The organism is Moritella viscosa (assembly GCF_900120065.1).
Classification (GTDB): domain Bacteria; phylum Pseudomonadota; class Gammaproteobacteria; order Enterobacterales; family Moritellaceae; genus Moritella; species Moritella viscosa.
Genome location: NZ_FPLG01000139.1, coordinates 173,315 through 197,385 on the forward strand (window position 1 = coordinate 173,315; position 24,071 = coordinate 197,385).

The 24,071-nt window shown below is 39.5% G+C and carries 24 protein-coding genes; 15 read left to right on the top strand and 9 right to left on the bottom strand.

Annotated elements, in window-relative coordinates:
* Positions 1-133: 133 nt before the first annotated feature.
* Positions 134-1,348, top strand: coding sequence for a DEAD/DEAH box helicase (locus BT797_RS21485; protein ID WP_075473464.1), 1,215 nt, complete (start codon positions 134-136; stop codon positions 1,346-1,348).
* 82 nt (positions 1,349-1,430) lie between these two features.
* Here BT797_RS21485 and BT797_RS21490 read toward each other — a convergent pair whose 3' ends face one another.
* From BT797_RS21490 to BT797_RS21500, 3 genes are all read right to left on the bottom strand, one after another.
* Positions 1,431-2,204: an ABC transporter ATP-binding protein gene (locus BT797_RS21490; protein ID WP_045110846.1), complete on the bottom strand. Its 774-nt coding sequence runs from the start codon at positions 2,202-2,204 to the stop codon at positions 1,431-1,433.
* Complete coding sequence (locus BT797_RS21495; RefSeq protein ID WP_045110845.1) at positions 2,201-3,271, bottom strand: FecCD family ABC transporter permease; 1,071 nt, start codon at positions 3,269-3,271, stop codon at positions 2,201-2,203. The genes BT797_RS21490 and BT797_RS21495 overlap by 4 nt, the downstream gene beginning before the upstream one ends.
* Before the next feature lie 78 nt (positions 3,272-3,349).
* A complete protein-coding gene (locus tag BT797_RS21500; protein ID WP_244534282.1) occupies positions 3,350-4,492 on the bottom strand; it encodes an ABC transporter substrate-binding protein in 1,143 nt (380 codons plus the stop codon).
* A 516-nt stretch (positions 4,493-5,008) separates the two neighbouring features.
* Between BT797_RS21500 and BT797_RS21505 the strand changes: the two genes are divergently transcribed.
* The 6 genes from BT797_RS21505 (at position 5,009) to BT797_RS21525 (ending at position 11,162) form a co-directional block, all read left to right on the top strand.
* A complete protein-coding gene (locus tag BT797_RS21505) occupies positions 5,009-5,932 on the top strand; it encodes a GGDEF domain-containing protein (RefSeq protein WP_075473465.1) in 924 nt (307 codons plus the stop codon).
* 39 nt (positions 5,933-5,971) lie between these two features.
* Positions 5,972-6,841, top strand: coding sequence for an FHA domain-containing protein (locus BT797_RS21510; RefSeq protein WP_075473466.1), 870 nt, complete (start codon positions 5,972-5,974; stop codon positions 6,839-6,841).
* Positions 6,842-6,933: 92 nt separating this feature from the next.
* Positions 6,934-7,611, top strand: a complete 678-nt coding sequence (locus BT797_RS21515) for an ABC transporter ATP-binding protein (protein WP_045110842.1) — start codon at positions 6,934-6,936, stop codon at positions 7,609-7,611.
* Positions 7,612-7,639: 28 nt separating this feature from the next.
* A complete protein-coding gene (locus tag BT797_RS21520) occupies positions 7,640-9,667 on the top strand; it encodes an ABC transporter permease family protein (protein WP_339391028.1) in 2,028 nt (675 codons plus the stop codon).
* A 38-nt stretch (positions 9,668-9,705) separates the two neighbouring features.
* Positions 9,706-10,074 (top strand): FtsX-like permease family protein, encoded by a 369-nt coding sequence (locus BT797_RS24660; protein WP_339391029.1) that lies wholly within the window; start codon positions 9,706-9,708, stop codon positions 10,072-10,074.
* A complete protein-coding gene (locus BT797_RS21525) occupies positions 10,071-11,162 on the top strand; it encodes a lipocalin-like domain-containing protein (protein ID WP_075473467.1) in 1,092 nt (363 codons plus the stop codon). The genes BT797_RS24660 and BT797_RS21525 overlap by 4 nt, the downstream gene beginning before the upstream one ends.
* A gap of 15 nt (positions 11,163-11,177) precedes the next feature.
* On the opposite strand, the gene BT797_RS21530 is transcribed toward BT797_RS21525, so the two are convergent.
* Positions 11,178-12,386, bottom strand: a complete 1,209-nt coding sequence (locus BT797_RS21530) for a multidrug effflux MFS transporter (RefSeq protein ID WP_045110841.1) — start codon at positions 12,384-12,386, stop codon at positions 11,178-11,180.
* Between the two features lie 294 nt (positions 12,387-12,680).
* Here BT797_RS21530 and BT797_RS21535 point away from each other — a divergent pair, with 294 nt between their 5' ends.
* The 3 genes from BT797_RS21535 to BT797_RS24435 all read left to right on the top strand — a co-directional run bounded on the left by BT797_RS21535 (position 12,681) and on the right by BT797_RS24435 (position 14,834).
* Positions 12,681-14,084, top strand: coding sequence for an alpha/beta fold hydrolase (locus BT797_RS21535; protein ID WP_082293756.1), 1,404 nt, complete (start codon positions 12,681-12,683; stop codon positions 14,082-14,084).
* A gap of 205 nt (positions 14,085-14,289) precedes the next feature.
* Positions 14,290-14,514, top strand: a complete 225-nt coding sequence (locus BT797_RS24430) for an EamA family transporter (RefSeq protein ID WP_075473469.1) — start codon at positions 14,290-14,292, stop codon at positions 14,512-14,514.
* Between the two features lie 2 nt (positions 14,515-14,516).
* Entirely contained in the window at positions 14,517-14,834 is a 318-nt protein-coding gene (locus BT797_RS24435; RefSeq protein WP_244534281.1) for an EamA family transporter, read from the top strand.
* Positions 14,835-15,023: 189 nt separating this feature from the next.
* On the opposite strand, the gene BT797_RS21550 is transcribed toward BT797_RS24435, so the two are convergent.
* Positions 15,024-15,467: a DMT family transporter gene (locus tag BT797_RS21550; protein WP_045110839.1), complete on the bottom strand. Its 444-nt coding sequence runs from the start codon at positions 15,465-15,467 to the stop codon at positions 15,024-15,026.
* Between the two features lie 2 nt (positions 15,468-15,469).
* Complete coding sequence (locus tag BT797_RS21555) at positions 15,470-15,928, bottom strand: DMT family transporter (protein WP_075473471.1); 459 nt, start codon at positions 15,926-15,928, stop codon at positions 15,470-15,472.
* Positions 15,929-16,031: 103 nt separating this feature from the next.
* Between BT797_RS21555 and BT797_RS21560 the strand changes: the two genes are divergently transcribed.
* The 3 genes from BT797_RS21560 (at position 16,032) to yqfB (ending at position 18,277) form a co-directional block, all read left to right on the top strand.
* A complete protein-coding gene (locus BT797_RS21560) occupies positions 16,032-16,940 on the top strand; it encodes a LysR family transcriptional regulator (protein WP_075473472.1) in 909 nt (302 codons plus the stop codon).
* Between the two features lie 311 nt (positions 16,941-17,251).
* Positions 17,252-17,902, top strand: a complete 651-nt coding sequence (locus BT797_RS21565; RefSeq protein ID WP_075473473.1) for a DUF2268 domain-containing putative Zn-dependent protease — start codon at positions 17,252-17,254, stop codon at positions 17,900-17,902.
* A 54-nt stretch (positions 17,903-17,956) separates the two neighbouring features.
* Positions 17,957-18,277, top strand: coding sequence for a N(4)-acetylcytidine aminohydrolase (yqfB, locus tag BT797_RS21570; RefSeq protein ID WP_075473474.1), 321 nt, complete (start codon positions 17,957-17,959; stop codon positions 18,275-18,277).
* Between the two features lie 20 nt (positions 18,278-18,297).
* On the opposite strand, the gene BT797_RS21575 is transcribed toward yqfB, so the two are convergent.
* The 3 genes from BT797_RS21575 to BT797_RS21585 all read right to left on the bottom strand — a co-directional run bounded on the left by BT797_RS21575 (position 18,298) and on the right by BT797_RS21585 (position 21,079).
* Entirely contained in the window at positions 18,298-18,933 is a 636-nt protein-coding gene (locus BT797_RS21575; RefSeq protein ID WP_045110835.1) for a TetR/AcrR family transcriptional regulator, read from the bottom strand.
* Positions 18,933-19,694, bottom strand: coding sequence for an SDR family NAD(P)-dependent oxidoreductase (locus tag BT797_RS21580; protein ID WP_045110834.1), 762 nt, complete (start codon positions 19,692-19,694; stop codon positions 18,933-18,935). The genes BT797_RS21575 and BT797_RS21580 overlap by 1 nt, the downstream gene beginning before the upstream one ends.
* Before the next feature lie 356 nt (positions 19,695-20,050).
* The gene (locus BT797_RS21585) at positions 20,051-21,079 is read right to left on the bottom strand and encodes a phage integrase (RefSeq protein ID WP_075473475.1); all 1,029 of its coding nucleotides are present in this window, start codon (positions 21,077-21,079) and stop codon (positions 20,051-20,053) included.
* A 1,048-nt stretch (positions 21,080-22,127) separates the two neighbouring features.
* On the opposite strand from BT797_RS21585, the gene BT797_RS21590 reads away from it, so the two are divergent.
* Both BT797_RS21590 and BT797_RS21595 read left to right on the top strand, forming a co-directional pair.
* A complete protein-coding gene (locus tag BT797_RS21590) occupies positions 22,128-23,306 on the top strand; it encodes a hypothetical protein (RefSeq protein ID WP_075473476.1) in 1,179 nt (392 codons plus the stop codon).
* Between the two features lie 111 nt (positions 23,307-23,417).
* Complete coding sequence (locus BT797_RS21595; protein ID WP_139291731.1) at positions 23,418-23,735, top strand: hypothetical protein; 318 nt, start codon at positions 23,418-23,420, stop codon at positions 23,733-23,735.
* Positions 23,736-24,071: the final 336 nt, after the last annotated feature.

Genomic DNA, 24,071 nt, shown 5'->3' on the forward strand with positions numbered 1-24,071 from the left:
TATCGCTGCAAACGTTAAATTATCCCGTTAGTCCTCGCTTCGTGTTAGAATGCACGCCAATATCCAACTGTTACTTATTCCAATCCTAACAGTTTACCTATTTTACTTATTTATCAAATACCTGAGATTATAAATGCCATTTTCTAAGTTTGGATTAAACAAATTAATTACCCAAGCAGTAGCTGAGTTAGGCTACGAGCAACCAACGCCGATTCAACAAAAAGCAATTCCGGCTATTTTATCGGGCAAAAACCTGATTGCCGCTGCGCAAACAGGTACGGGTAAAACAGCAAGTTTTGTATTACCACTATTACAAATGTTCAGCCACAAACACACACTACGTGCTAAACGTATTCGTGCGCTGATCTTAACACCAACTCGTGAACTGGCAGTTCAGGTAGCTGAAAACGTTGAGCAATACGGTAAACATTTACACCTTACATCGATGGCGATGTACGGTGGTGTTGATATGGAACCACAAAAACAACGCCTTATTGAAGGTGTTGATATTCTGGTTGCGACGCCTGGCCGTTTACTCGATATGGCTCATCAACGTGCGCTTCACTTTGACGAACTAGAAGTGCTAGTTATCGACGAAGCAGACAGAATGTTAGACATGGGTTTTGTTAATGATATCAACAAAATCATCGAGCGTTTACCGCAGGAACGCCAGAATTTACTGTTCTCAGCTACTTTGTCTGATCAAGTACGTTTTTTGGCAAAAACAGCAATTAACTATGCAATGGAAATTTCGATTGAACCAGAGCATACAACTGCACAGCAGATTGACCAGTGGTTAACTGTTGTTGATAAAGATGTGAAATCGGCATTGCTTAGCCACATGATTATTGAAAATGACTGGAAGCAAGCGTTAATCTTTATTGAAACCAAACGTGGTGCAGCTAAACTAGTAAGCCAACTTGAAAAACGTGGAATTAAAGCTGAATCATTCCACAGTGGCCGTAGCCAAGCGATGCGTGAGCAGTTACTCGCTGAATTTAAAGCTGGTGATCTAAGCTTACTTGTTGCTACAGGTGTTGCTTCTCGTGGTATTGATATTGATGATTTAGACCGTGTAGTAAATTACGATTTACCTGAAGAAGCAGCAGATTATGTTCACCGCATTGGTCGTACTGGTCGTGCTGGTGCCACTGGTGAAGCGATTTCATTTGTATCTCGTGATGATTTCCGTAACTTATGCGCTATCGAACAATTGCTAGACCATGTTATCGAGCGTAAAGAAGTTGAAGGTTTTGAAGCGAAAGTTGGTATCCCTGAGTCTATCTTAGGTTATGTACCAAAACGCTCACAACCACCACGTCGCCGTCGTCCAGCGAAGAAAAAATAACGCTTAAATAATAAGTGTAAATAAAGACTATAAATAAAAAAAGCGACTCTTAGAGTCGCTTTTTTAGATCCGTCCTAAAATATTAGCCAGCTAGCTGAGCATCAACATACAAATAACCGTTCGATGTTGACTCTAGTGAGGTTGTTACTTTGTAGGCTTCTGCCAATACTGATAATCCGAGTACGTCCTCTGGTTCTCCTTGAGTTTTTATCCGGCCATCACTTAATAGAGCCAGTTGATCACAAAATTTAGCCGCTAGATTCAAATCATGTAATGCTGCTACTGTAATTATTTTGTTCGCAATGGTGAGTTCTTTGACTGTCGATAGAATAGACAGTTGATAGTGCAGGTCTAAGGCACTTGTGGGTTCATCGAGAAGGATAACCTCGGGTGAACGAACTAAAATTCTTGCCATCGCTACCATTTGTTGCTGACCGCCACTTAAATCACAAATATCTCTATCGGCCAATGCTGAGATGGAAAGTTGCTCTAAGATTGCAGATACTTGAAGTAAGTCAGCTTGTTTTACCCGCCAGCTTGATTGGTGTTTTAATGACAATAGGATGCTTTCAAATGCAGTCAAAGATACATTAGAGTGGAAAGATTGCGGTAAATAGGCAATTTTTTTCGCTCGCTCTTTTCTGCTTAATGTTGATACATCTACATCATTTAAAAAAATACTGCCGGATGATGGTTTTACCAATCCAGCAATAGCCTTGAATAATGTCGACTTTCCGGCAGCGTTGGGACCAAGTAAGCAGGTGAATGATCCTGTGTTTAAACTTTCGATAGAAGCATTTTTTAATACTTCGTTACTGCCATAACTAACACTCAAATTATTTAATACTAAGCTCATTCGAATCGCTCCTTTGAATGACGGATTATAATAATCAAGAATACGGGTACGCCGATAAGTGCAGTGATGATACCGACTGGATAAATAATACCCGGTGTCAGAGTCTTACTGACAATTGATGTTATCGATAACATAGTTGCGCCGAGCATCGCTGACAAAGGTAAGAAATAGCGTTGATCTTCACCGACTAACATTCTTGCAATGTGCGGTCCGACTAGCCCGACAAAACCAATAATACCAACAAATGCTACTGCTGTTGCGGCTAATAGAGAGATGCAAATTAGGATCTCTATACGTAGTCGTTTTACATCTACTCCCATACTTATTGCACTTTCATCACCAAGACGAAGGGCTGTAAGTCGCCAGGTTCGAGACATACAAAATGGCATAATAATCACCATCATTAACGATCCCATACTGAGCTGCTGCCAACTGGCACGACCGAGAGAGCCTAACATCCAAAACACAATACGTTGTAACTGGGTTTCTGATGCAGAATATTCCATCATTGCTAACAGTGCATTAAAAGCAAAAAATATCGCAATACCAAATAACACGATAGTCTGTGTACCAACGCCTTTAATGCGCGTCATGCCTAACAGTACAGCGCAAGTACAGAGTGCGAAAATAAAGGCATTTACAGTCACCAATAAGGAACCGACATTAGGGGTTAAGCCTACGCCCATCACGATAGCAAGTGCAGCACCAAAGCTGGCAGCAGACGAAATACCTAAGGTAAAAGGTTCTGCCAGTGGATTGTTTAAGATAGTTTGCATCAGGGCGCCTGCCATACCAAGCATCGCGCCAACGACCAGTGCGGTGAGCGCTACAGGCATGCGATAGTCCCAGATGATAACCTCAAGCTTAATCCCGTGTGAAGTTTTGTCCCAAATGACATCTAATACGGTTGCTAGAGGGAAATGTCCCGGGCCAGTGGCAATATCAAACAGGACACTTAAAAGCAGTAACCCCGAAATTAATCCGATGAGACGAATTTTTTTAACCGAGCGTTTCTGGTATTGATTAGTGGCGTTTAAACCGTTATCTATATAACTTAGTTGGCGCATTTTAGACCTTTTCTATAACAAAAGACGAGCTATTTTTGATAGCTCGTCATATATTGAAAAACTAATTTAATTTCATGATTAATCTAGTTTCGTCCAAAAAACACCCGTTAAGTCAATAGGTAAGAATTTATCGTGCAATTCTTTGAAATTAGCCTGAGGGTTTAAGTCTTTAAAATCCTCTGGGTAAAACCATTTTGCAAAGGCTTGTAAGGCGATAAAGTGATAAGGACTGTTATAAAATTGATGGTAAATAGAGTAAAACTCTTTGTTTTTAACCGATTTTAGTGCTGACCAACCTTTACGCTCTGATAGTGCTTTTAAGCGTTTTTGCGCCGATGCTTCAGTGGCTTCGTAACCGAATAACACCGCTGCTGTATTAGGATTAGCCTCAGCCCAGTTGGCACCGGTACCAATAATGATATCTGGATCATCAGTGAAAAGCGCTTCAGGATTTACTTTACCAGAGTAACCTGGGAATTTTCGACTTCCCCAGTTAATACCGCCAGCTTCATCAATTAGTTTACCTAAATTAGCATTACCGAACGTACTACAACATGCATCTGCATCGTAACCTGCGGCTTTCTCAATAAAAACAAGCGGACGTTCTTCTAGTTTCTTCGTCTGTACCACGCTGCTGACTTTACGCATTTGTTGAATATAGTAATCAACAAATTCATTGGCTTGTTTTTCTCTATTTAATACCTTACCTAAGAGTAATAGACTGGGAATTGTATTTTGTGTTGGACGTTGACGAAAATCGACAAATACAACTTTAATACCTGCTTTATCAAGTTTTTTTAGTAATCCACTTTCTTGTGCTTTTAGTAAGTTACCTAAATTCAGGATAAAAAGATCGGTATCTAAAGTAATGAGTTTTTCTAAGTTTAAATCGCCAGAATAGGGGCTACCTAGATTAGCTATTTTGGTTATTTCGGGAAATTTTTCTTTGTATTTTCGATAAGCATCTGGATCATACTTAATCAGATCATCTTTCCAACCAACGACCCGAGATAAGGGGGCTTCTTTATCCAAAACGGCCAGCGAGTAAGCTAAACGACCTTCACCTAAAACAATATGGTTAACTTTTTCGTTGTCAATACTCACTTGACGACCCGCAATATCCGTTACCGTGACAACCTCTGCCTGCAAGTTAAAAGCACTGCCTAATAATATGCACAGTAAACTCTTTTGCGCGATTTTAAGATTAAAACCTAACATCATTTTTCTCCGTTTGTTAATGATAGAGCTGCATAATACTAAAAATATGACACTTGGTAAATGCAAATGGTAATGATTCTCATTGTGATTGTCGATTAGCCAATAACAATCACAGATCGTAATTTTATTATCCAGATGTAATCCTGTATCAAAAAAATCATTTATGAATAGCATTCATGCTGGATTTATAATTGTTAATACGTTATAGGGCTAATTATTGCGCTTAAGTTTGGGGGGGATTAGTGTATTGAGAGCGTCGCTTTGTTTCCTTTGTTATTTCCAATCCAGAAAATAGATGTAATTTAGTAGCTTATTACAGGTGTAATAATTGTAAGTGTAATAAGCTGTAATATTTTTTAGAGCTCAAAAGTGGTAATCTGCATTTAAACTGTTTATATAGTTTGTTTTGGAAAATGGCATATAAACAGTGACGAGTCCCGTTATTATTTTAATAATAACCCGAGTAAAGTCAGATGCTTAATATGACTGACTTGGAAACAGAAGTTGGTGATAATAACAATGACAGCACACACTTGGTTATCGTATAAGTTATTTAATCTTAGTTTCACACATCCGCGACTGTTAAATATACTGATTAAATCAAAAGCAGCAGACAGAGCTTATGCGAATTTAGCGAGTCAATTACAATCCAGTCTAGATCCTGAAGTCTTGTTGGCTATTTTTAAGCAAAACGTCCGTGAATACATGCCTCTCTGTAACCTTGTTTTTCATGTTGATAATAATACATTGGCAGCTAAAACGTCTGCCCTCGGTAATGTTAATTTAAGGCTCGATTTATTTCGTAATGGTTATGCTTTGGGCCAGTTAGAGTGCAGCTTAGAACAACGCCTAACGATGGCACAGCAAGCGTTATTAGCTCTGTTATCTGAGGCGTTAAGTAATCCATTATATAATGCGATGGAATATCAGAAAATGAAATTATTGGCATTTGAAGACAGCTTGACTGGGTTAGCTAACAGAAATAAATTTGAGCACTGTTTTCAACAATTATCCGAAAATAGCCATAAAAAACAACTGGATTTATCATTGCTTATAATTGATCTTGATGGTTTTAAACGCGTTAACGATAAATATGGTCACCAAACTGGGGATCTTGTGTTAGCCAACTTTGCGCAACTATTATTGCAGTTCAGTGGTGAACGAGTACAAATTTTTCGATTCGCTGGAGATGAATTTACAATTTTGATTAATGATGTGGATAAATATTTTATTTCATGCTTTGCACAGGGGATTAAAAATGCGGTAACTATACATCATTCATTATCCAAATTTAATCTATCTTGTAGTATCGGCAGTGCCGAATTTCAATGTGATGATACATTGGACACCTTGTTTGCACGTGCGGATAAAGCTTTATACAGAGCGAAAGCAAAGGGGCGAAACTGTGTTGAATTGGCAGCTGGCACAGAATTATGTATGTAACGGATACGATTAAATTAATAATTATAGATGGAATTATTTATGGCCAAAATTATCAATATTAATACTGAAGAGAAAGTCACTTTGATGCCGCAACATCTATTTGGTAGGCAGTTTAATTCTTCGCACTCATTATTGCTTGAGGCAGATAGTTCTCGTATGCATGCAACAATTTTTTGGAATGGGAGAGTGTGGGTACTGCAAGATTTTAGCTGTAATGGTACTTATGTTAATGGCAGGCGAATTCACCGAAGGCGTGAGTACCATTTATATCTGGGTGATCTGATTCATTTCGGCAGCCTATCTGGAGAAGCGTGGCGTATTGTTGAGTTGTCTTCGCCAAATTGTTTATTAATACTGGTTACACTTGGGTTACCGACTATGGTGCCAAAAGTGACGGAATTGGTTAGTCGGCGATCACAAGTATGGCTTTTTATTGGCGCTGGCTCTACAACAGAAAGGTTGCAGAATAATGTGTCTGATCTTGAAACTGTAGAACAAGTATCAATACAATTCATCGTTAGTCAAAATGAAGAACATGTTGCGATGAAATTAACGATGGGTGGGCAGGTGTACGATCTAGGACAACGTAATCATCACTATTTACTGTTAATCCTGGCTCGAAAACGTCTAGACGACGCTATTAAAGGGGTGAGAGCTGATGAGCAAGGCTGGATTGATAAGGAGTTACTGAGCAAGATATTAGGGCAGAGTGAGAACCATATTAACATTCAAGTATATCGTTTTCGTAAACAAATCGTTCAGTTATTGTCTAATTCATCTAGTTTACCGCAAGCTATTGAACGGCGGACAAGAGAAATCCGCTTTGCTTATGACAACGTAAATATTATTGGCGGTGCAGAGGTTATCCCAACTAAAGGTACATCAACGGCTAGACTAAAGAGAAGGTAATTAAAGAATATAATTTTTCGATAGTGTGTCGTTAATATTAGCGATACAAGCAAAGTGATATCTGTTCTGTGAACGTTTATAAAGGAGTAACAGTGCTATTAACCATTAAGGCTCTCTGCCACCAGATCACGGACGGGCATGGTCAACGACAGTTGTTGTCAGATCTATGCTTGGCTGTGGGCGAAGGGGAATGTATAGGCTTGATGGGGGACAGTGGTAGCGGTAAAACAACCTTACTTAATCTTATTGCTGGACTAGAGCCGATACAGCAAGGACATATCATGCTTGCTGGGCTCGAACTAGTACAAGCGAATGAACAGCAGCTTAGTGAGCTTAGAAAAAAACAGTTGGGAATCATTTTTCAACAATATAATTTATTATCGAGTTTGTCGGTTCAAGATAATATCGCCTTTAGCGCTCGTTTAGCTGGGCGCTATGATGCTTCGTTGTGCAGAGCCCTTGCACGACAGCTCGATATTAAAGTCTTATTAAATCAATACCCTTCGACGCTTTCTGGTGGCGAATTACAACGGGTTGCGATTGCCAGAGCTATGAGTGCGAAACCTAAATTATTGCTTGCCGATGAGCCGACCGGTAATCTCGATGACGATAATAGTAACCGTGTCGTTGAATTGTTAGTTAAATTGGCTAAATCCCACAATACCGCGCTCGTACTCGTTACGCATAGTCGCAATGTTGCGGCTAAAATGGATAAGATCTATCAATTAGAGGATGGTCAGCTAAGCTTAATCAATCACGTCTATAAATAGAGATTATCGAGTTGGGGCGGTAGAGACGATGATGGATAGCAATACGATCAGTTTTATCCGCAGAGTAGATTGGCAAGAATTGTGGCTGGTATTACAAACCCAGGTAGCAGAATATAATCATCATCGTCTATTACATTTGGGCTTAATTTTCAGTTTAGCCATCGCTACCAGCACCTTGCTGTGTATTTTGGTATTAAATCATGCGAGCAAACAACAATATAACCAAGCCAATGCACAGTTAACCAGTCCTATCGGTTTCTATATTGTCGCTGAGCAAGGTGGTCGAGTGAGTAAGAGTGACTTTGCTCACTTGCGCAGACAAGGCTTCACCCAAATTACGCCGGTATTAACATTTCGAAAGAATCTTGCGAATGGCGAACGTTTGAAGTTCCTTGCTATTGATATGCTGGGGCTGAGTATTGCTAATCCTGCCCAATTCAATCATCAAGCCGTTTTGTTCACTAAAGCGCATTTGGCGTCACTGGATGTTGATATCGATATCAACCCCGACGTTAATTCTGTATTGATATTGGCTGACAAAACCCCCATTCCTATTCGTTTAACCACAAGCGAACAATGGGGTCGGGTTGCACTGCTTGATATTGCACTCGCTTGGCAGTTATTTCCCCTGCAAGTTGATTTTAGCGCGTTAATGGTGGCGCCATTGACAGCATCACAGAAGCAGGCGTTAGAGGCTGCATTGCCCGCGCATTTATCCCTTAATGAACCTTGGTCATATCAAGAACGCAGTGGGTTCGCCGATGCGCTGCACCTAAACTTAATGGCATTGGCTGTTTTAGGATTTATTGTCAGTATGTTTATTGCGTTTCAGGCTGGTGAGCAGGCTTGGCATAAACGTGCTGAATTAGCGATGCAGTTACGTTTGTTGGGGCTTGCACTACATACGATCAAAATAGCCATGTTGCTTGAAGCGTTATTTCTGGTGTTTGTTGCCAGTATTGTCGGGGTATTGATTGCCGTCGCGCTAGTGACCGTATTATTGCCCTTGCTGGGACTCACGTTTAGCCAGATTTATGCACTGAATATGAGTGGTCACTTTGCTTGGCAATGGCAATACGCATTATGGGCGCTGCTTATTTCATCCGTTGCGGTATTACTGGCATTAGCAAAGCAATTTAAGCGGATCAGTACTGCTCATGTTACTTTTTCTACAAGCACGATAAAAGGCTACCTTCCTCGATTGGTCACGTTAGCGGTAGCGGTTATTCTATTGCTGTTATTTAGTGGGTGGCCGAGCCAAAGTTGGTATCAGATCATGGTTAAGTATGGCCTGTTATTGATCGCGAGTGTGGTGTTTTTACCCCATTTTTTACAAGGCATGTTATTTCTAAGTGGGCTGTGTGTGAGGCCTTTTGGATTTAACTCTTTCCGGGTTAACTATATTTTTCAAGATGCCAGCAATCAGATTAGACGACGTTACTTACCTCTAGCGGCTTTTTATCTTGCGTTAACAACCAGTATTGCAGCCGCTTTAATGGTACACAGTTTTGAGGGGGCGTTTGTGCGCTTTCTTGATCAACAATTAAGTGCAGATTTACTTATCCGTTATCATCATGGCCAAAAAAAACAGGTGGAAGATTGGCTGCAAAATAACAATGATATTGATGAATATACTTTGCATCAGCATACCTGGGCAAGGATAGATATTGACTCAATTAAAGTGACCAGTTATCAATCATCCCAACAGCTGTCATCGCTATTATTAAAGTCGTCATCGACTAAGATTAAGCAGGGGTGCTTTATTAACGAACAGCTCGCGCTTAAACGCCAATTAGCCGTTGCTCAATTAATCCATCTTCGTCAGGGAGAGATGCAATATAACTGTCGTATTAAAGGTATTTATTATGAATACGGTTATCCGGGGTTTTCGCTGACGTTAGATACACCACAAGCTAATCCGTTATTTACAGGCTGGGTTTATAGTGGTTTCGGTGTGTATTTTCGTTCCGGTACTGTTATCGATAAAGAAGCTGTGGGCTTGGCGTTGGGGTTGGCTGATGATCAAATATATGAGCCCTCACAAGTAAAAAAATAGCGCTGAAGGTATTTGCACAGACCTTTGTATTAACGCAGTTGATCGCAGTTATATTATTGGTGATTGCTTGCTTTGGCCTGTTTTTATCGGCTAATGGTTTAGAGCAGGCACGTAAAGCCGATTTATATATTTTGTGCAGTTTGGGTTATAGCAAGGCGGAGCTGTTTGTTCATATGCTGATGCAATGGTGCTTACTTGCTGTGGGCTGCGTACTTTTAAGCTGGCCAATCGCCATGATATTAGCCCGTGCATTGGTGAGTCAGGCATTACCGGCTTCTTTTGGTTGGTCAATGCCACTGATGTTCAATGTGGGGTCTTTTGCTGTCAGCAGCATATTCGGATTGTTGTTCTTATTGCCAGCACTCGGTATCCCACTGTTTAAATTGAATTTAAGGAGTAGCAGATGAAACCACGTAAAATGTTTAAATTGTTCGTGTTTGTAGTATTAGTCGTACTCTTGTTATTGTCTTGTGGCGAACAAGTCAAAGCACCGCCTGAGCAGAATAAAAGTCCGCTTAAAGTCAGAGAAGGTGAGGAACAGCAATATGCGCAAGCCTTACCTGAAAATAGGCTTCGTTTTCCTCAAGCACATTCACCACATAAAGATTATCGTCATGAGTGGTGGTACTTAACGGCTAATTTAAAGAGTAACACTGGAATACGTTTTGCTACGCAATGGACATTATTTCGAACGGCGGTTAATCAGGCGCAGTGGTATTTTGCTCATGGTGCGTTGGCAGATACTAAGGTGCATCTTGCGGTGTTTCGCCAAGGTCGGGAAGAACTTACTAATGTAACGATTACCGAACAGCCTTTTACCGCTGCAATTGATGACTGGTTATGGCAGTCGTCGGCGGCATTATTACCTGCGCAACTCAGCTATGGTTCTGCACGTACTGATAGTGAAGCGTGGCAGGTAAAATTATCGCTAGTGACTAAGAGTCAATTTTTTCTGCAAGGCGAGCAGGGCTATAGTAAAAAGCATCAGCGTGAGGCGATCGCTAGCCATTATTACTCTCAGCCTTTTATCGACGTAGAAGGTAAAATATTATGGCAAGGACAATGGCTTAATGTGACTGGTTCAGCTTGGTTTGACCGCGAGTGGGGCTCAGCTATGCTAGCGCAAGATCAGCAGGGTTGGGACTGGTTTTCGATACGCCTGTCAACAGAGAAAGCCTTGATGATTTACCGTATTCGTTCTTCTGAACAGGATTTTATCTATGGTAGTTTGATGCATCGTAATGGCGATATTGATATTCTTGATGCGAATAATATTAAGTTGATTAGTCATATTGACAATACGCTAGATTATCCGTATGCGTTTGACTTACAAGTGGATAAATCAAGTATTGGTTTAAATGTTGATTTACGCGTGGCTGTGATTAATCAGCAGCAGATCATGCGTTTTGGTATTGAATATTTTGAGGGGATGGTCAGTTTTAAGGGGTCTCATGTCGGTGAGGGATTTGTGGAAATGACTGGCTACGTTAACTGAGTAATTACCTGCGTGTTATTGATAACATTTAGCGCTTGTAGCAAGGCGTTGTTTGTAACGGCTGTGTGTGAGCACTAATGCAATGGATGAACCTGTGATTAAGTAAAACAAACCGAGATTCATTTGGCTATCAATAAAGTGCCTAATCAGAAACCCGCCAACAAGCCCTGCAAGACACATTTGTACAGACCCTGACAATGCAGACACTGCGCCTACCTGTTTACTGTGTGGTGCCAGCAACATGCTTATCGACAGTGGAGAGCTGATACCTTGTGCGATCGTTAACAGGGTAAAACCAAATATCAAATTGACTAACGACATATCATTAAACACTAGCCAGCAACCTGCAATCATCATAATAATCGATGCTAGGTATATCAGTTGATTAGTGGTGAAACGTTTATTCAATTTATTTAGTATTAAACTACCGACTAATAGACCCGCAGAAGGTATGATCATTACTTCACCGTAGTCTGCCGCACTGAGTTTTAATCCATCTTGTAATAAGAAGGGTAACAGTGACACGGATACCAGCGTTGATAAATAACCAATCCAGTTATAGCTTGCTGATGAGATCACTTGGTAGTTTCTTGATAAGTGCCAATAACCACGTAATGTCTTTTTTATCTTAAACTTCGTCACTGCATGAGGCAGGGTTTCAGGCAACACAAAATAGCCCAAAGTGACAATAGCCAAGAGATAAACCAGTACAAAGCTAAACACTGACTGCCAACCAAAATGCCATGCTGTCCACCCGCCAACGACAGGGGCGACAATTGGTAATATAGACGCTGTTATCGACATATAAGACAGCGCTTGTATTAATTGACTTCCGCTGTAACTATCGCGGATCACGCTACGAGCCAATACTGATGCACTACCTGCGCCCAAACCTTGTAATAAACGTCCCGCAATCAGTGCGGTATAACTGTCTGGCAGCAATACACACATGATCGTTCCCAGTAAATAAATACCTTGACCCAGAAAAAATACCGGGCGACGGCCGATAGCGTCTGATAACGGACCATAGAAAAGCTGCGACAATCCGAAGCCGACTAAAAATAGGGTGACAAGTTGCTGTACGTCCGCTTGAGAGACTCCAAGATCACGACTTATTAGCGGCAATGAAGGCAGATAAATACTGACACCGACTTGTCCTGTAGCAATGATCATCATGGCTAAGGCAAGTGGGATTTTGTTAAATGGCGTTTTATTTATATTCATGTAGCCAGTGTATATTAAGGCTATATAAATGATAATCTACTTTATTGGAATGTCATTAAGTCTAATTGGGACTTAATATAGGCGGTATTTGTAGCCGTTAGTCATTCACAATATCGCCATGCCGATTAGGTCTAATGGGCGAGTGATATATAGCCTCCAAGCAGCTCAATCAATTATTTTTGTGATCTGTTACTTGAATTATTATCGACTCGGTAACGAGTACTAGGTGTTCTGAGGGCTGTAGCTTACTATTAATTGTTATTTTTCAATTGGTTGATTTATTAAGGGTGGAAGATGTTAAGAAGATTACCAATATGCATGTTACTGCTGATATCTGCGTGTTCTAGTCAACAACAAGAACAAAAAATAAAAATAAGCGTTGAACCGGAACCAGTTGAATTGCGACTTGCAGAGCATTGGCAATTATCCTATTTTGATGAGCTGGTATTTAATAGCAAAGTTGCCGTGTTAGAAGCCGGTAACAAGCATAACCCGCCTGTCATTTTGATTCATGGGCTTGGCCAAATAGGTATGAAAGATTGGTTTAGTGTTATTCCAACTCTTGAAAAAAACTACCATGTGATAGCCATCGATCTACCCGGTTTTGGCCTTTCTGCAGCTAAGGGACGCTTTCTGTCGACTAATTATGCCCATGTTATTGCTAAAATTAGCAAGCAATATAGTAGTGAAAAGGCGATTATCATTGGTCACTCTATGGGCGGGGCGGTCGCTTTACGTTATACCGAACTGTATGCAGACTTAGTTAAACAGCTGATTTTGGTAGATGCTGCTGGACTATTAGAAAAATCAGCATTTATTAAGCACATTGTGGCCTTTGAGCCTGGTGATGATTCATCTACATTTGTGCAACAGCAAATTGAAGGGTTAAACGAGGTTAGCTCATCAATCATAGAGGCTACGACCAAAAGTACTTTGATAACTAATTTTTTACAAGCGAATGATTATGTATGGAATTGGTTAGTATCCGACTCAAGCAATATGAATGCTGCGTTAAGTTTGGTTGAAGAAGATTTTAGTCAAGCGGTTAATCAGGTTGCTGTACCGGTTAATATTATTTGGGGTGATAAAGATAATGTCGCACCACTTCGCACAGGGAAAGTGCTTAATAAACAAATGAGCCACGCACGTTTACAGGTGATTAAAGGAGCAGGGCATGTGCCGATGAAAAGCCACCATGCTGACTTTATGAGTGCCTTAGAAACTGCACTCAACGAACCTATCACAGATAAATATAGTCTACCAAGCACAGAGAAAAACCAAGGGATTTTAACTTGTCAGGGGGAAAATGATAAAACTTATTCTGGTCATTATGATGCGATTGTAGTGAAAGACTGTGGCAGGATTCGATTGATAGACATCAGTACAGGAGGTTTGTTAATTAAAGATTCTGTAGTGGAAATTGAGAATTTAACCTTTTCCAGCCAAAGCAGTCCGCTAACGTTTGACGAGTCGGTTGTTACCATGACCAATGCTGACATATCTGGGCATAACACAATGTTAATTAATGGTAGCCGTTTGGATATGGCTGGCATTTCTATTCAGGCGACAGGGGATGCGGTGATGGTAGGTAATGGGTCTCGAATCTCAGTGTCTCTCAGTGATATTAATAGCCCTAAATATAAAGGGGTGGTACATGGTATTTTTTATCTTAGAAATCAGCCATTGATAGAGCAATAATGTTGATTTTATGTCTGTGATTGAGATAGTTAGTGCAATATGACAGAAACTAATTATTCTCATTTCTATTTCAGATGGTATGGATATGGTGTAATCCTACTTAGCTGTTAATCATACTTATCTAACCGCATCTCAGTTCATGTTTCCATCCGTATCCTGCTGAGTAATTTCTATTAACACCTCAATGAATGCACGCGTATGGGCGATGCTTATTTTGCTTTCCGTGCTATGGGGAGGATCGTTTTTCTTCGTCGGTATAGTTGTGACAGAGCTTCCTCTGTTGACAATTGTGACCCTTAGGGTAAGGATTGCTGCCATAACGTTATGGGTTATTGCTCTAATGATTGGACTGCGCCCACCCAAGAAACTACGTGTGTGGGGAGCTTTTCTAGGGATGGGATTGCTAAATAACGTGCTCCCATTTGCGTGATTGTGTGGGGACAAACTCAAATAGCATCTGGACTGGCATCTATTCTTAACGCTGCCGCAGGGCAAGTTACAGCATCCACACTAGTATTGTTTCCTATTGCCTTAACTGTAGATGGTCAACTTGATGTTGTTGGAATTAGCTTAGAAACATGGTCTTCGATTACAGGACTTGCCGTTCTCTCGACTGCAATTACCTATGTTCTCTACTTCAAAATACTGGAGTTGGCAGGAGCAACTAATGTTTTATTGGTTACGCTATTGGTTCCTGTCTCGGCTATTTTGTTAGGGTCGCTGTTCCTAAATGAATCTTTGGGGACATAATCCGAAGGCTGTATATAAAAGTGTAACAAGGAAATTAACAGCGGCTGTTGTGGTCAAGTAAGCGGAGAAGAGCCCTTTATGTAATGTGAATAGTGTCTTTGAAGTCTCAACGCTAAGCCGACTTTACCTCCCAAGTGAGTTATAGACGTTTCTATTGCAAACTAAACTTTAAAAAATACCACACTCAAATTAAGACGAAAGACTTGTGCGCTTGTGTTGTATGGCTTGTTTTAAATATACCCCGATGACAATAGACATAACCCCCAGTACTTTGATGAATAATTCGCTGAGTGAATTTGTCGATGAATCCAAAAATAATCCGAAGCACATTTGCCCCCCAATAACCAACACTATTGTATTAGTCGAGCCTAGATGACTCATGACAAGACTATTAATTGCCACATAAAAAGCGCCGATAAAGCCACCGAGATAAACTAACATACTTGAACCATTTGAAAGTTGTGGAGGTTCAAGTAATAAAATCATGACAATTGAGAGGAACACAAAACCTGTTATATGATTTACATATGAAGCCTTAAATGCACCATAATATCGGGCTAGTTGTCCGTTCCATATGCGACTTATTGCGATACAAAATCCGTTCAATAAAGCCAGTAAAATATAGAGTGTCATTTTTAATACCTCAGCGAAATTATGAGTATTGAACCGAAAATAACCAAGGAAACCGGAAGTAGCTCGATAAGTGTGAATTTACTTTTTTCTAGTCCAAATAGCCCTAATGTTTCGCAAAAAATAGAGCAGACTAATTGTCCGATTAATCCCAATGCTAGTGTTCCTGATAAGCCGATTACGCTATTAACGGTTATGGACGCTAAGATGACGGTAAATGCGCCAGGAAATCCACCTAAGTAGTATAATTTAGGTACATGACCTTTCATTAGAGAAGTTGGTGATTCGATAGCTCTCTTAGCTATATGATAAAGTAAGAATGCCAGTAGACTCCCTAGACCATGAGCAACCCATGACGCATTGATTGCGGATGTTTCTAAGGCGAGTTGGCTGTTGATATTAATCATTAACGCCAATAAGCCCCCACCGACAATAGCCAATATTGAATATCTGTTTATATTCATATTTTTAATTATTCCTCTTTATTATTTGAGAGTACTTTAATTTATTACCAAACAAATGATAATATCTAGTTTAAATAATCACTGGTGAGTAAAAGTTGACAATATGAAGGAGGATTTTTCGGCAATACCAGTGTTTGTTGCTGTAGTAGAAAATGGCAGTTTCTCGTCAGCAGCAGATAAGCTGGGTATGACAAAATCAGCAGTAAGTAAAAGGATATCGGTTTTAGAAGACAATATAGGCGTGCGGTTATTTAATCGCACGACCAGAAGTATCACGCTAACTGAAGCTGGCGAACGATTCTCGGATTATGCTAGGAATGCTGTTGTTATGGCAAACGAAGGTTTTGCTGCCTTGCATAACCTGCAAGGCATACCTAAAGGCACCTTAAAAATAAACGCACCGATGACTTTTACACGCTTGCATATCGTGCCTTACATAAAGGAGTTCTTAGATTTGTACCCTGATGTGAAGGTTATCTTGAGTATGGATGATCGCGTTGTAAGCTTAGTTGAGGGCGGTTATGATGTCGGGATCCGAATAGGTGAACTCGAAAGTTCTTCGTTGATTGCCAAAAAACTTGCTGATTGTAAAAGTGTACTCTGTGCATCGCCAGAATATCTTAAAAAACACGGTACACCATCAAAACTAGAAGATTTATCTCATCACAATTGCATAAATTACAGCCTATTTCAGGGCGGAGCAGAATGGACTTTTTACAAAGATAGTAAAAAGCTAAAGCTAGAGCCTAAAGGCAATTTCATCGTGAATAATAGCGATGCTATTTTAGAAGTATTACTGAATGGATTAGGTATTTGCCAAATGCCAACTTTTATCGTTGCAGAGCACTTGAAATCTCAAAGATTAATTACATTTATGGATGAATATGCTCTGCCAAAACATGCAATATATGCGGTGTATCCAGAGAGAAAGCACCTTCCTGAAAAAGTAAGAGTATTCATCGAGTTCATTAGCCATAAGTTAGGTGGTGGTGCAGGTTATTGGGATAAGTAAAAGGTTATTATATATATGTTCGTAATACTTATTTCTCACTATTTTTTCGTGCTACTACTGCATTATTAACAAGTAATGGTATTAAGGTCTTTAGTCAGCACTAGTTAACAGAAGCTAACAAGTCGTTTATCTCAACGCCGCTATACTTTCAGTGATGCGAAAGGTTCTCTTTGAAGCATGAGCTCTAAGCCAATTGCTTCAAGCGATTTAGAACTTCAATTTATTCACAATATTGTTATCATGTATATCCTTCTTGTGTTATTGATTTTAAAAGTAAATTGCTATAATAAGCTGTTGAGATTAGGGTATATATGAACATCTTCTTGCATAAGTTAAATGCACATGGAAAATTTGATGACTTTCTGACTAGGCTGGATAGTCTTTTTGATAAAGCACTTGAATGTATTGGTGAAAAACTGCCTTTGGAAGACGTTAATATTGATGTGGTTATTTCTGAAGGTAACTTTGTAATACCAGAATTTGGTTTTAGTGGATACAGTCCATCATCTGAACAAATAATGTTGTTCTTCGATTTGGATAATGACAACTTGAATACGGCGCTTAATACAGAGTTTATACCTAACCTTGGCCATGAGATTCATCACTGCTTTCGACATAAAGGGGTTGGGTATGGAGACACTCTTCAGGAAGCACTAATAAGCGAAGGGCTAGCCTGCCATTTTGAAACAGAGCTTAGAAATGGTGATATTCCATTTTATGCGAAAGCAATAAACCAAGATATGATTGATGTTTTACATTCAAGAATGCTAAGTGAAGCGACTAATTTAAAGTACAATCATAATGCTTGGTTTTTTGGAGTTGAACCTGATTCAATACCTCTGCATGCAGGCTATACACTGGGGTATTATATTGTTTCAAATTACATAAAAAAAACAGGGATACCTTCATCACAGTTGTGGGATATATCGGCAAGTGAGTTTTTTGATGTCACTTCGTTATAGGCAACAAGCGGTTATGTGTTTAAAGGCAATTCAACAAGAAGTTAGGTGTCATTGATGAGTCATTGTATGACGTTTTTCCAGCGGTTGGAACATTCAATTCTGTTGGGTAAAAAGACTGCGACGATCCGTGATAAGTTTGATAGTCATTATGCAGTTGGTCAGGTTCTAGATGTTCGTACTCACGAAGATAGTCGTAAAATATGCCAAATTGAAATTTTGAGTATTGAGCCTGTGAAATTTAGTGAATTAAATCGGACACATGCAAAAGCTGAAAATTTGCCGTTTGTGTGTATTCTTAAGTGGATCATTCGTAAAATTTATCCGGCAGAAGAAAACTTATTTTTCATACGTTTTAGGGTTTTAAGTGACGGATAAGTTTGAATGTTCGGCGCAACCTAGGCTTGTTGTTGATAGCTAGTAACAAGCCGAGCTATATGCGAGCGTAATATGTCTGCAAAATTCAGCTCAAATAACTGTAATGGTCCTTCTTTAATTACCTCTGCAACTGAACCCACTGAATGGCTCATGTGCCAGCAACCAATTATCACCTGCTGAACCTGTAATAACAGCTCGGTAGCTTGCTCGATACTCAGTACATAATGTGCACTTATCATCGCTGCATACTGCTCAATGAACTGTAATAATATATTTTTGAACTGACGCGCTTCGTCTAGTGTCAAGTTACATTGCAGCGCTGTGTGCATTATCGCACTGAGTTTACAAAATAATGGATGCTTTATTAGCGTATTACAAATTGAATCAGTCAGCGGTAGCTGATCCATTTCACCCACTGCTGTTTGGGCTAAGCATGCTATTTCTTGTGTATACACAGCTAGAAATAAGGTTTCTTTGTTTCTGAAATACCGATATAAGGCTGCTTTGGTGATCCCCACATCGGCAGCGATATGCTTTAGGTTAACGTCTTCATAACTGAGCGTTGTAAAACGAGCGGCGGTTACATCTATGATCTGAGTAAGACGTAACGCTTTTTGTTCTGGTGTCGTCGCGCGGCATTTAATAATACATTGCATTATGCTTGTAACCATCCAGCAATTTTACGGGTCATGAAGCGGGGGGATACTTTGCCAACCAATACGCCTACTTGGTTTTTGATACCTGTAACTACAATTGCACTGTGACGGTTTGCTAACGCTTGTTTTGCAACATCTGCTGATGTCATCGCCCCAGCTTTAAATAGGTTGGAATCGGTAATATTGGCTTCTGCAGCAAACTCAGACAAAGTTGGACCAGGGCAGAGCGCACTGACTGCAATACCTTGATGACGAAGTTCTTCGTGTATCGCTTCTGAGAAAGACAGTACAAAAGCTTTCGTTGCATAGTATATCGCCATATTAGGACCCGCTTGGAATGCTGCTGTTGACGCGACATTGATGATGAACGGCTTTTTCTGTTCACGCATGTTTGGTACTAAACGGTGGGTCAGTTCGACTAAGGTACTTACATTCAATTGGATCATTTGCATTTGGCGCTGCAGTGGTAAATCTGCAAAGTTACCACGGTCACCAAAGCCAGCATTGTTAATTAGGCCATTGACAGCAAGGTTGTTAATGCTGATCTCAGTCGCTAATATCTCACTTCCAGTTGGCTCTGCAAGGTCAATGGCAAAGCATTTAACATCAATACCATGTTTGGCTTGTAGCGTTTGCGCTAGCTCTTCTAACTTCTCTTTACGGCGAGCAACTAATATTAGGTTTTGACCTGTCTGTGCCAGTTGTTTCGCGAATTCACTGCCGATACCAGCACTTGCCCCTGTTATCACTGTATAACTCATTGCAACTCCTTTTGTATTTGTCATTAGAAAGTGTAAATGGATTAAATAACCCTGAGTTATTTAATCTACAAGCGCGCCTTTAAAATGTAAATCATAAGATGTGAGTATTTTGTTGATTTGAGAGCTGGGTTTAGCGTGCTCTGTTACAGTGTGCACAACAGGGTTTAAGTTAAGTTGTTGATACGGAATGGTTTTTAAACTTTATCGCTTAGGGTTTTATAGTGCAGTGTTAGCAAGGGGTGATATCGGGGAAGGGGCATTTTTTAAGGCTGGTTAACGCATAAAATTAACCAGTTTTTAAATAATTCTGAATATGAGTGCATATCAATATTATTTGTCGCCACTTTATCGCCACGTTACAGTGCTAGGTTTACGAGTGGGTTGAAGCTTACAGCATCTTGCAAATGGCTTGGAGAGAAGTGAGAATACCGCATTGTTTGGCTTATGTCTGCGTGTCCTAATATCTTTTGTAAAACGAGAATATTCCCCCCGTTCATCATAAAATAACTGGCAAATGTGTGTCGTAAAATATGCGTTGCTTGTCCCTTTGGTAAATCGGTAAAACAATGTGAAACACCTTTCCATATTGCCACGTAATTACAAGTAAATAGCTTGTCATTTCTATCCTGGTAAATTTCGTTATAAAGCGCTTCCGAGATAGGAACTGTTCTGTTTTTACGGCTTTTTGTGTTTGAGAACGTGATCTTATATTTGGATAGTTGTGACCCTTTAAGGTTCATTGCTTCACTAACCCTAGCACCGGTGGCTAGGCAAATCTTAATTATCTGTGTCAATTGTTTTGCGTGGTACTGACCCTGAACAAAGCTTAGCAGCGTTATTATCTGTTGCTGGGATAAGTAGTTTAATTCTGGTTCTGACTTTGGAATAAGATTAATGCTGGTAAGTGGGTTAGGGTAGTTCCATTCTTTTAATCTGATCAACTCATTGAACATTGCCCGCATACATTTGAGGTCATAGTTTTGTGATGCTGCAGACAGCTCCTCTATTCCATTCCGCTGACTCGCACCGACCATACGTCTGCTTGCCCGATAGTGAGCATAATCCCTGGCGGTAACATTAGTTGCGATGGGATCATCAAGGTGTTCACAAATTATAATCATACGTCTGTGTGCATGTGCGCCACTTTTTAGGTTTTTAGCATGTAGTTGCCACCACAGTTCAATCAAGTCTGATAACTTCCGTGTGTCCGGCTTATCACCTAACCAGGGCTTATCATTAATCTCGTTCATTGTGTAACGTTCGAAGGCTGTTGCTTCGCCTTTGGTGGCAAAGCGCTGGCGAAGACGCTTTCCGTTACGGCCTTGCGGATAGCATTCACAAAGCCAAGGTTTCTTGTGGCCGTCTTTGAGGTTACGAACAGACATGGTGAATTTCCTTATAACTGTTTATGACGTATTTGATATTATAAAACAACGAACACTGTTTTTATATACAGTGATATAAATTGTAGCAATAGTCTATGTTTTATCACGCAGGTTTAAACATAGATGGATTATGTTTATGCCTTTTTATGGAAGCTTATGATTTTACAAAAGGGATATTAGATGTAGTGATGGGATGCAGATAAATCATTACCCAAATTTTCGGTTTAACTCTAAATCGTTTCTGCCCATTTTGGCTTTAGAATTAATACTCATCTACAATATCGTCATATTAATTTTATATATATTTTGTTATCGATAGCCAGGTTTCATATACAGGTATAATAGGATTTAACCATTTTTGGTGGGAATTGTGGATTTACTGCCAAATAGTCTTTGTTTCAAGTGCTGTTAGAAAGTATATCACTGAAATATAACAATTTATTTTTTAATAAATCTATTTACATGGACCCAAGTAAATAGATTTCTTGTTTACGTTTTTATTTTATTTAATAGATTACAGATGTTTTTATATATCCACTTGTAATATAAGGTAAATTTAATATGGTTAATGACATAAAATTAAAATACGATGCACATCATACGGAATTCCATATAATTAGCGGCTTATCTAAAACGTCCAAGCGGCTTATAAAGCGCCCAGTAAACCAGATTGGCAAGCAGTACTAAAAATGCTGGGAATAGAATTGATTTGCTCTGTTTGGGCTGTAATAGTATAGAGGTTAAGTCAGAAAAATTGAGTTGATGAAACGGAGTCATATATAGCGTTTTCATAAAGTTTGGTATCGTGTCGTCTGAATTTCATAAAATGTGATTTTAATATAGGTAAGTCAATGCCTTAAGTGTTATGGTTAGGGATGTTAATGACTATTTTAGTCTCGTAGTACGAAAGACATTTCCACATGGTGGACGGATGTCCAACAAAATAGATGAAGCAGACTAATTCAGTATTGAACCTCTCAGAAGGTTCTTTTTTTGCAGCCTGGATTAGCTGCTTATCTAAAACGTTAGCCATTATTCAGAGTAATTTATGCATATCGCTCAAAGATTAATAACAAATGAGATTGTAAGTGCACAAGAGGCTTGTAATTTAGGCGGATCTGAAAAATATCAATGCCCGTCATGTAATGCTGACCTTGTTTTTGTGCGAGCAAATAGACCGGGAAAGATACCATATTTTAGGACCTCGACTAGTTATCCGCACTCTCTAGCTTGTGAATACAATGCCCAAGGAAGAAATGGACTCAGAGAAATCGAATTTGTAAATTTTCTAGCCGAAGTCATGGAGAAACACCCTTCTTACGGTTCCGTGTCAAAAGACCTTTTGATAGGTAACGAGACGCGTTATAGAGCCGACATTTTAGCTGATAGAGGTGATCAAGGAAGAGTTGATTGCTTATTAATTGAATGTAAGTTATTTCCACCTTCTGGTCAAAGGCCGTTTGAGCAAATATTAAGCCAGCTAACCGCATATAAAAGCATCAATACGAGCTACAAATTGGTTTTGGCAATACCTGCAACTCTGAAAAGTGAGCACTTAATTTTACTAAAAAATTCAGATATTGAAGTCTGGGATCTAGAGTTTTTATCAAAAGAGTTTCATAGCTTAATACCAAAGATGTCAGAAAATTATTATAACTCTATCATCCTGCATCACACTGAACGTTCTCAAAGTATCACGAGAGAAGAAAAGCTCATTTCTGATTTAAGACAATGTTTCCCAGGGAGAAAAGATTGTTACGTATATCAAAGTCTTATAGGTGAAATACTTGAGCATTTATTCTCACCTCCCTTGATCAAGCCAATTTCGGAGTCCTCAGATAAGCCAAAAGTAAACCGAAGGGATTTCATTATGCCAAACTATGTTGATCAAGGTTTTTGGGCTGTCTTACGGGAAAGGTATTCTGCTGATTACATTATTATTGATGCAAAGAATTATTCAAAGAAAGTTGGTAAAAAAGATGTTTTACAAGTTTCAAACTATTTGAAGCCTTATGGAGCTGGGCTATTCGGATTGATAATTTCCAGGCTAGGTGGAGATGCAGCTGGCTGTGAATTTACGCTTCGGGAGCAATGGTTAGTTCACAATAAAATGATAATTGTACTTAATGATGACGATATAATTTCAATGCTGTTAGCTAAATCGGATGGTCGAAATCCTGAAGAAATACTCGGTAATCAAATAGAACAGTTTAGATTATCAATGTAAGAAGAGCTGTGACTTTATATATATGGCTAACAAGTTGTTGTACTCTGAAAAATTATTCGCCACGCTCCTAATTTTCCGGTGAGCAAGACGCTAGAAGCCTAGAAGAATCAGTTGCAACTCAAGGATTACATTACGCTCACAATATCTATTATTGCCCTCGGTGTTTTTCTATACAATTTTTATGTACAGCAACTTAGAAGGAAAGAGTGTTTAGTTGGCTTCATGATCTCTATCGGAATAAATGATGGAGACTGGGATAGAAAAATGGAGTACTCCGTTAGTAATGTCGGAGATGTGCAAATCGTAGTAAAAGAAGCTGAATTCTCAACTAATGGAAGAATTGTAAACGCTGAAGTAGTTGGCCTTCCTGTTATTTTAAAGCCAGGAGAAATAGCATTTTCGATATTTTGTATAACAACTCCGAGGTAGAAAGTTATTCCACAGAAATAGTGGAAATAGGTGTGTTTTCGGCCTTGGGTAGAGGTTATCGGTTACCTCATACTCATAGAGAGCAAGGCAAAGAGGCCAAGGCCGTTGGGATATTTTCAAGTTACGGGCCGAACATGAAGGCTTCTGACAAGTCAATCAACTTCGCGCCTTTGGCGCCGGGCGCAGTAAACTGCGCCCGTTATTGAGGAGTTATGTGCTAGTGCCACTTCAAAATTAGCATTTATCCGGAGAGTTAAATTGAAATATATAATATTCACAATACTTACTGTTTTACTTTTGATTGGTGCTCAAGGATGACCCTGTCCCGAAATCTGT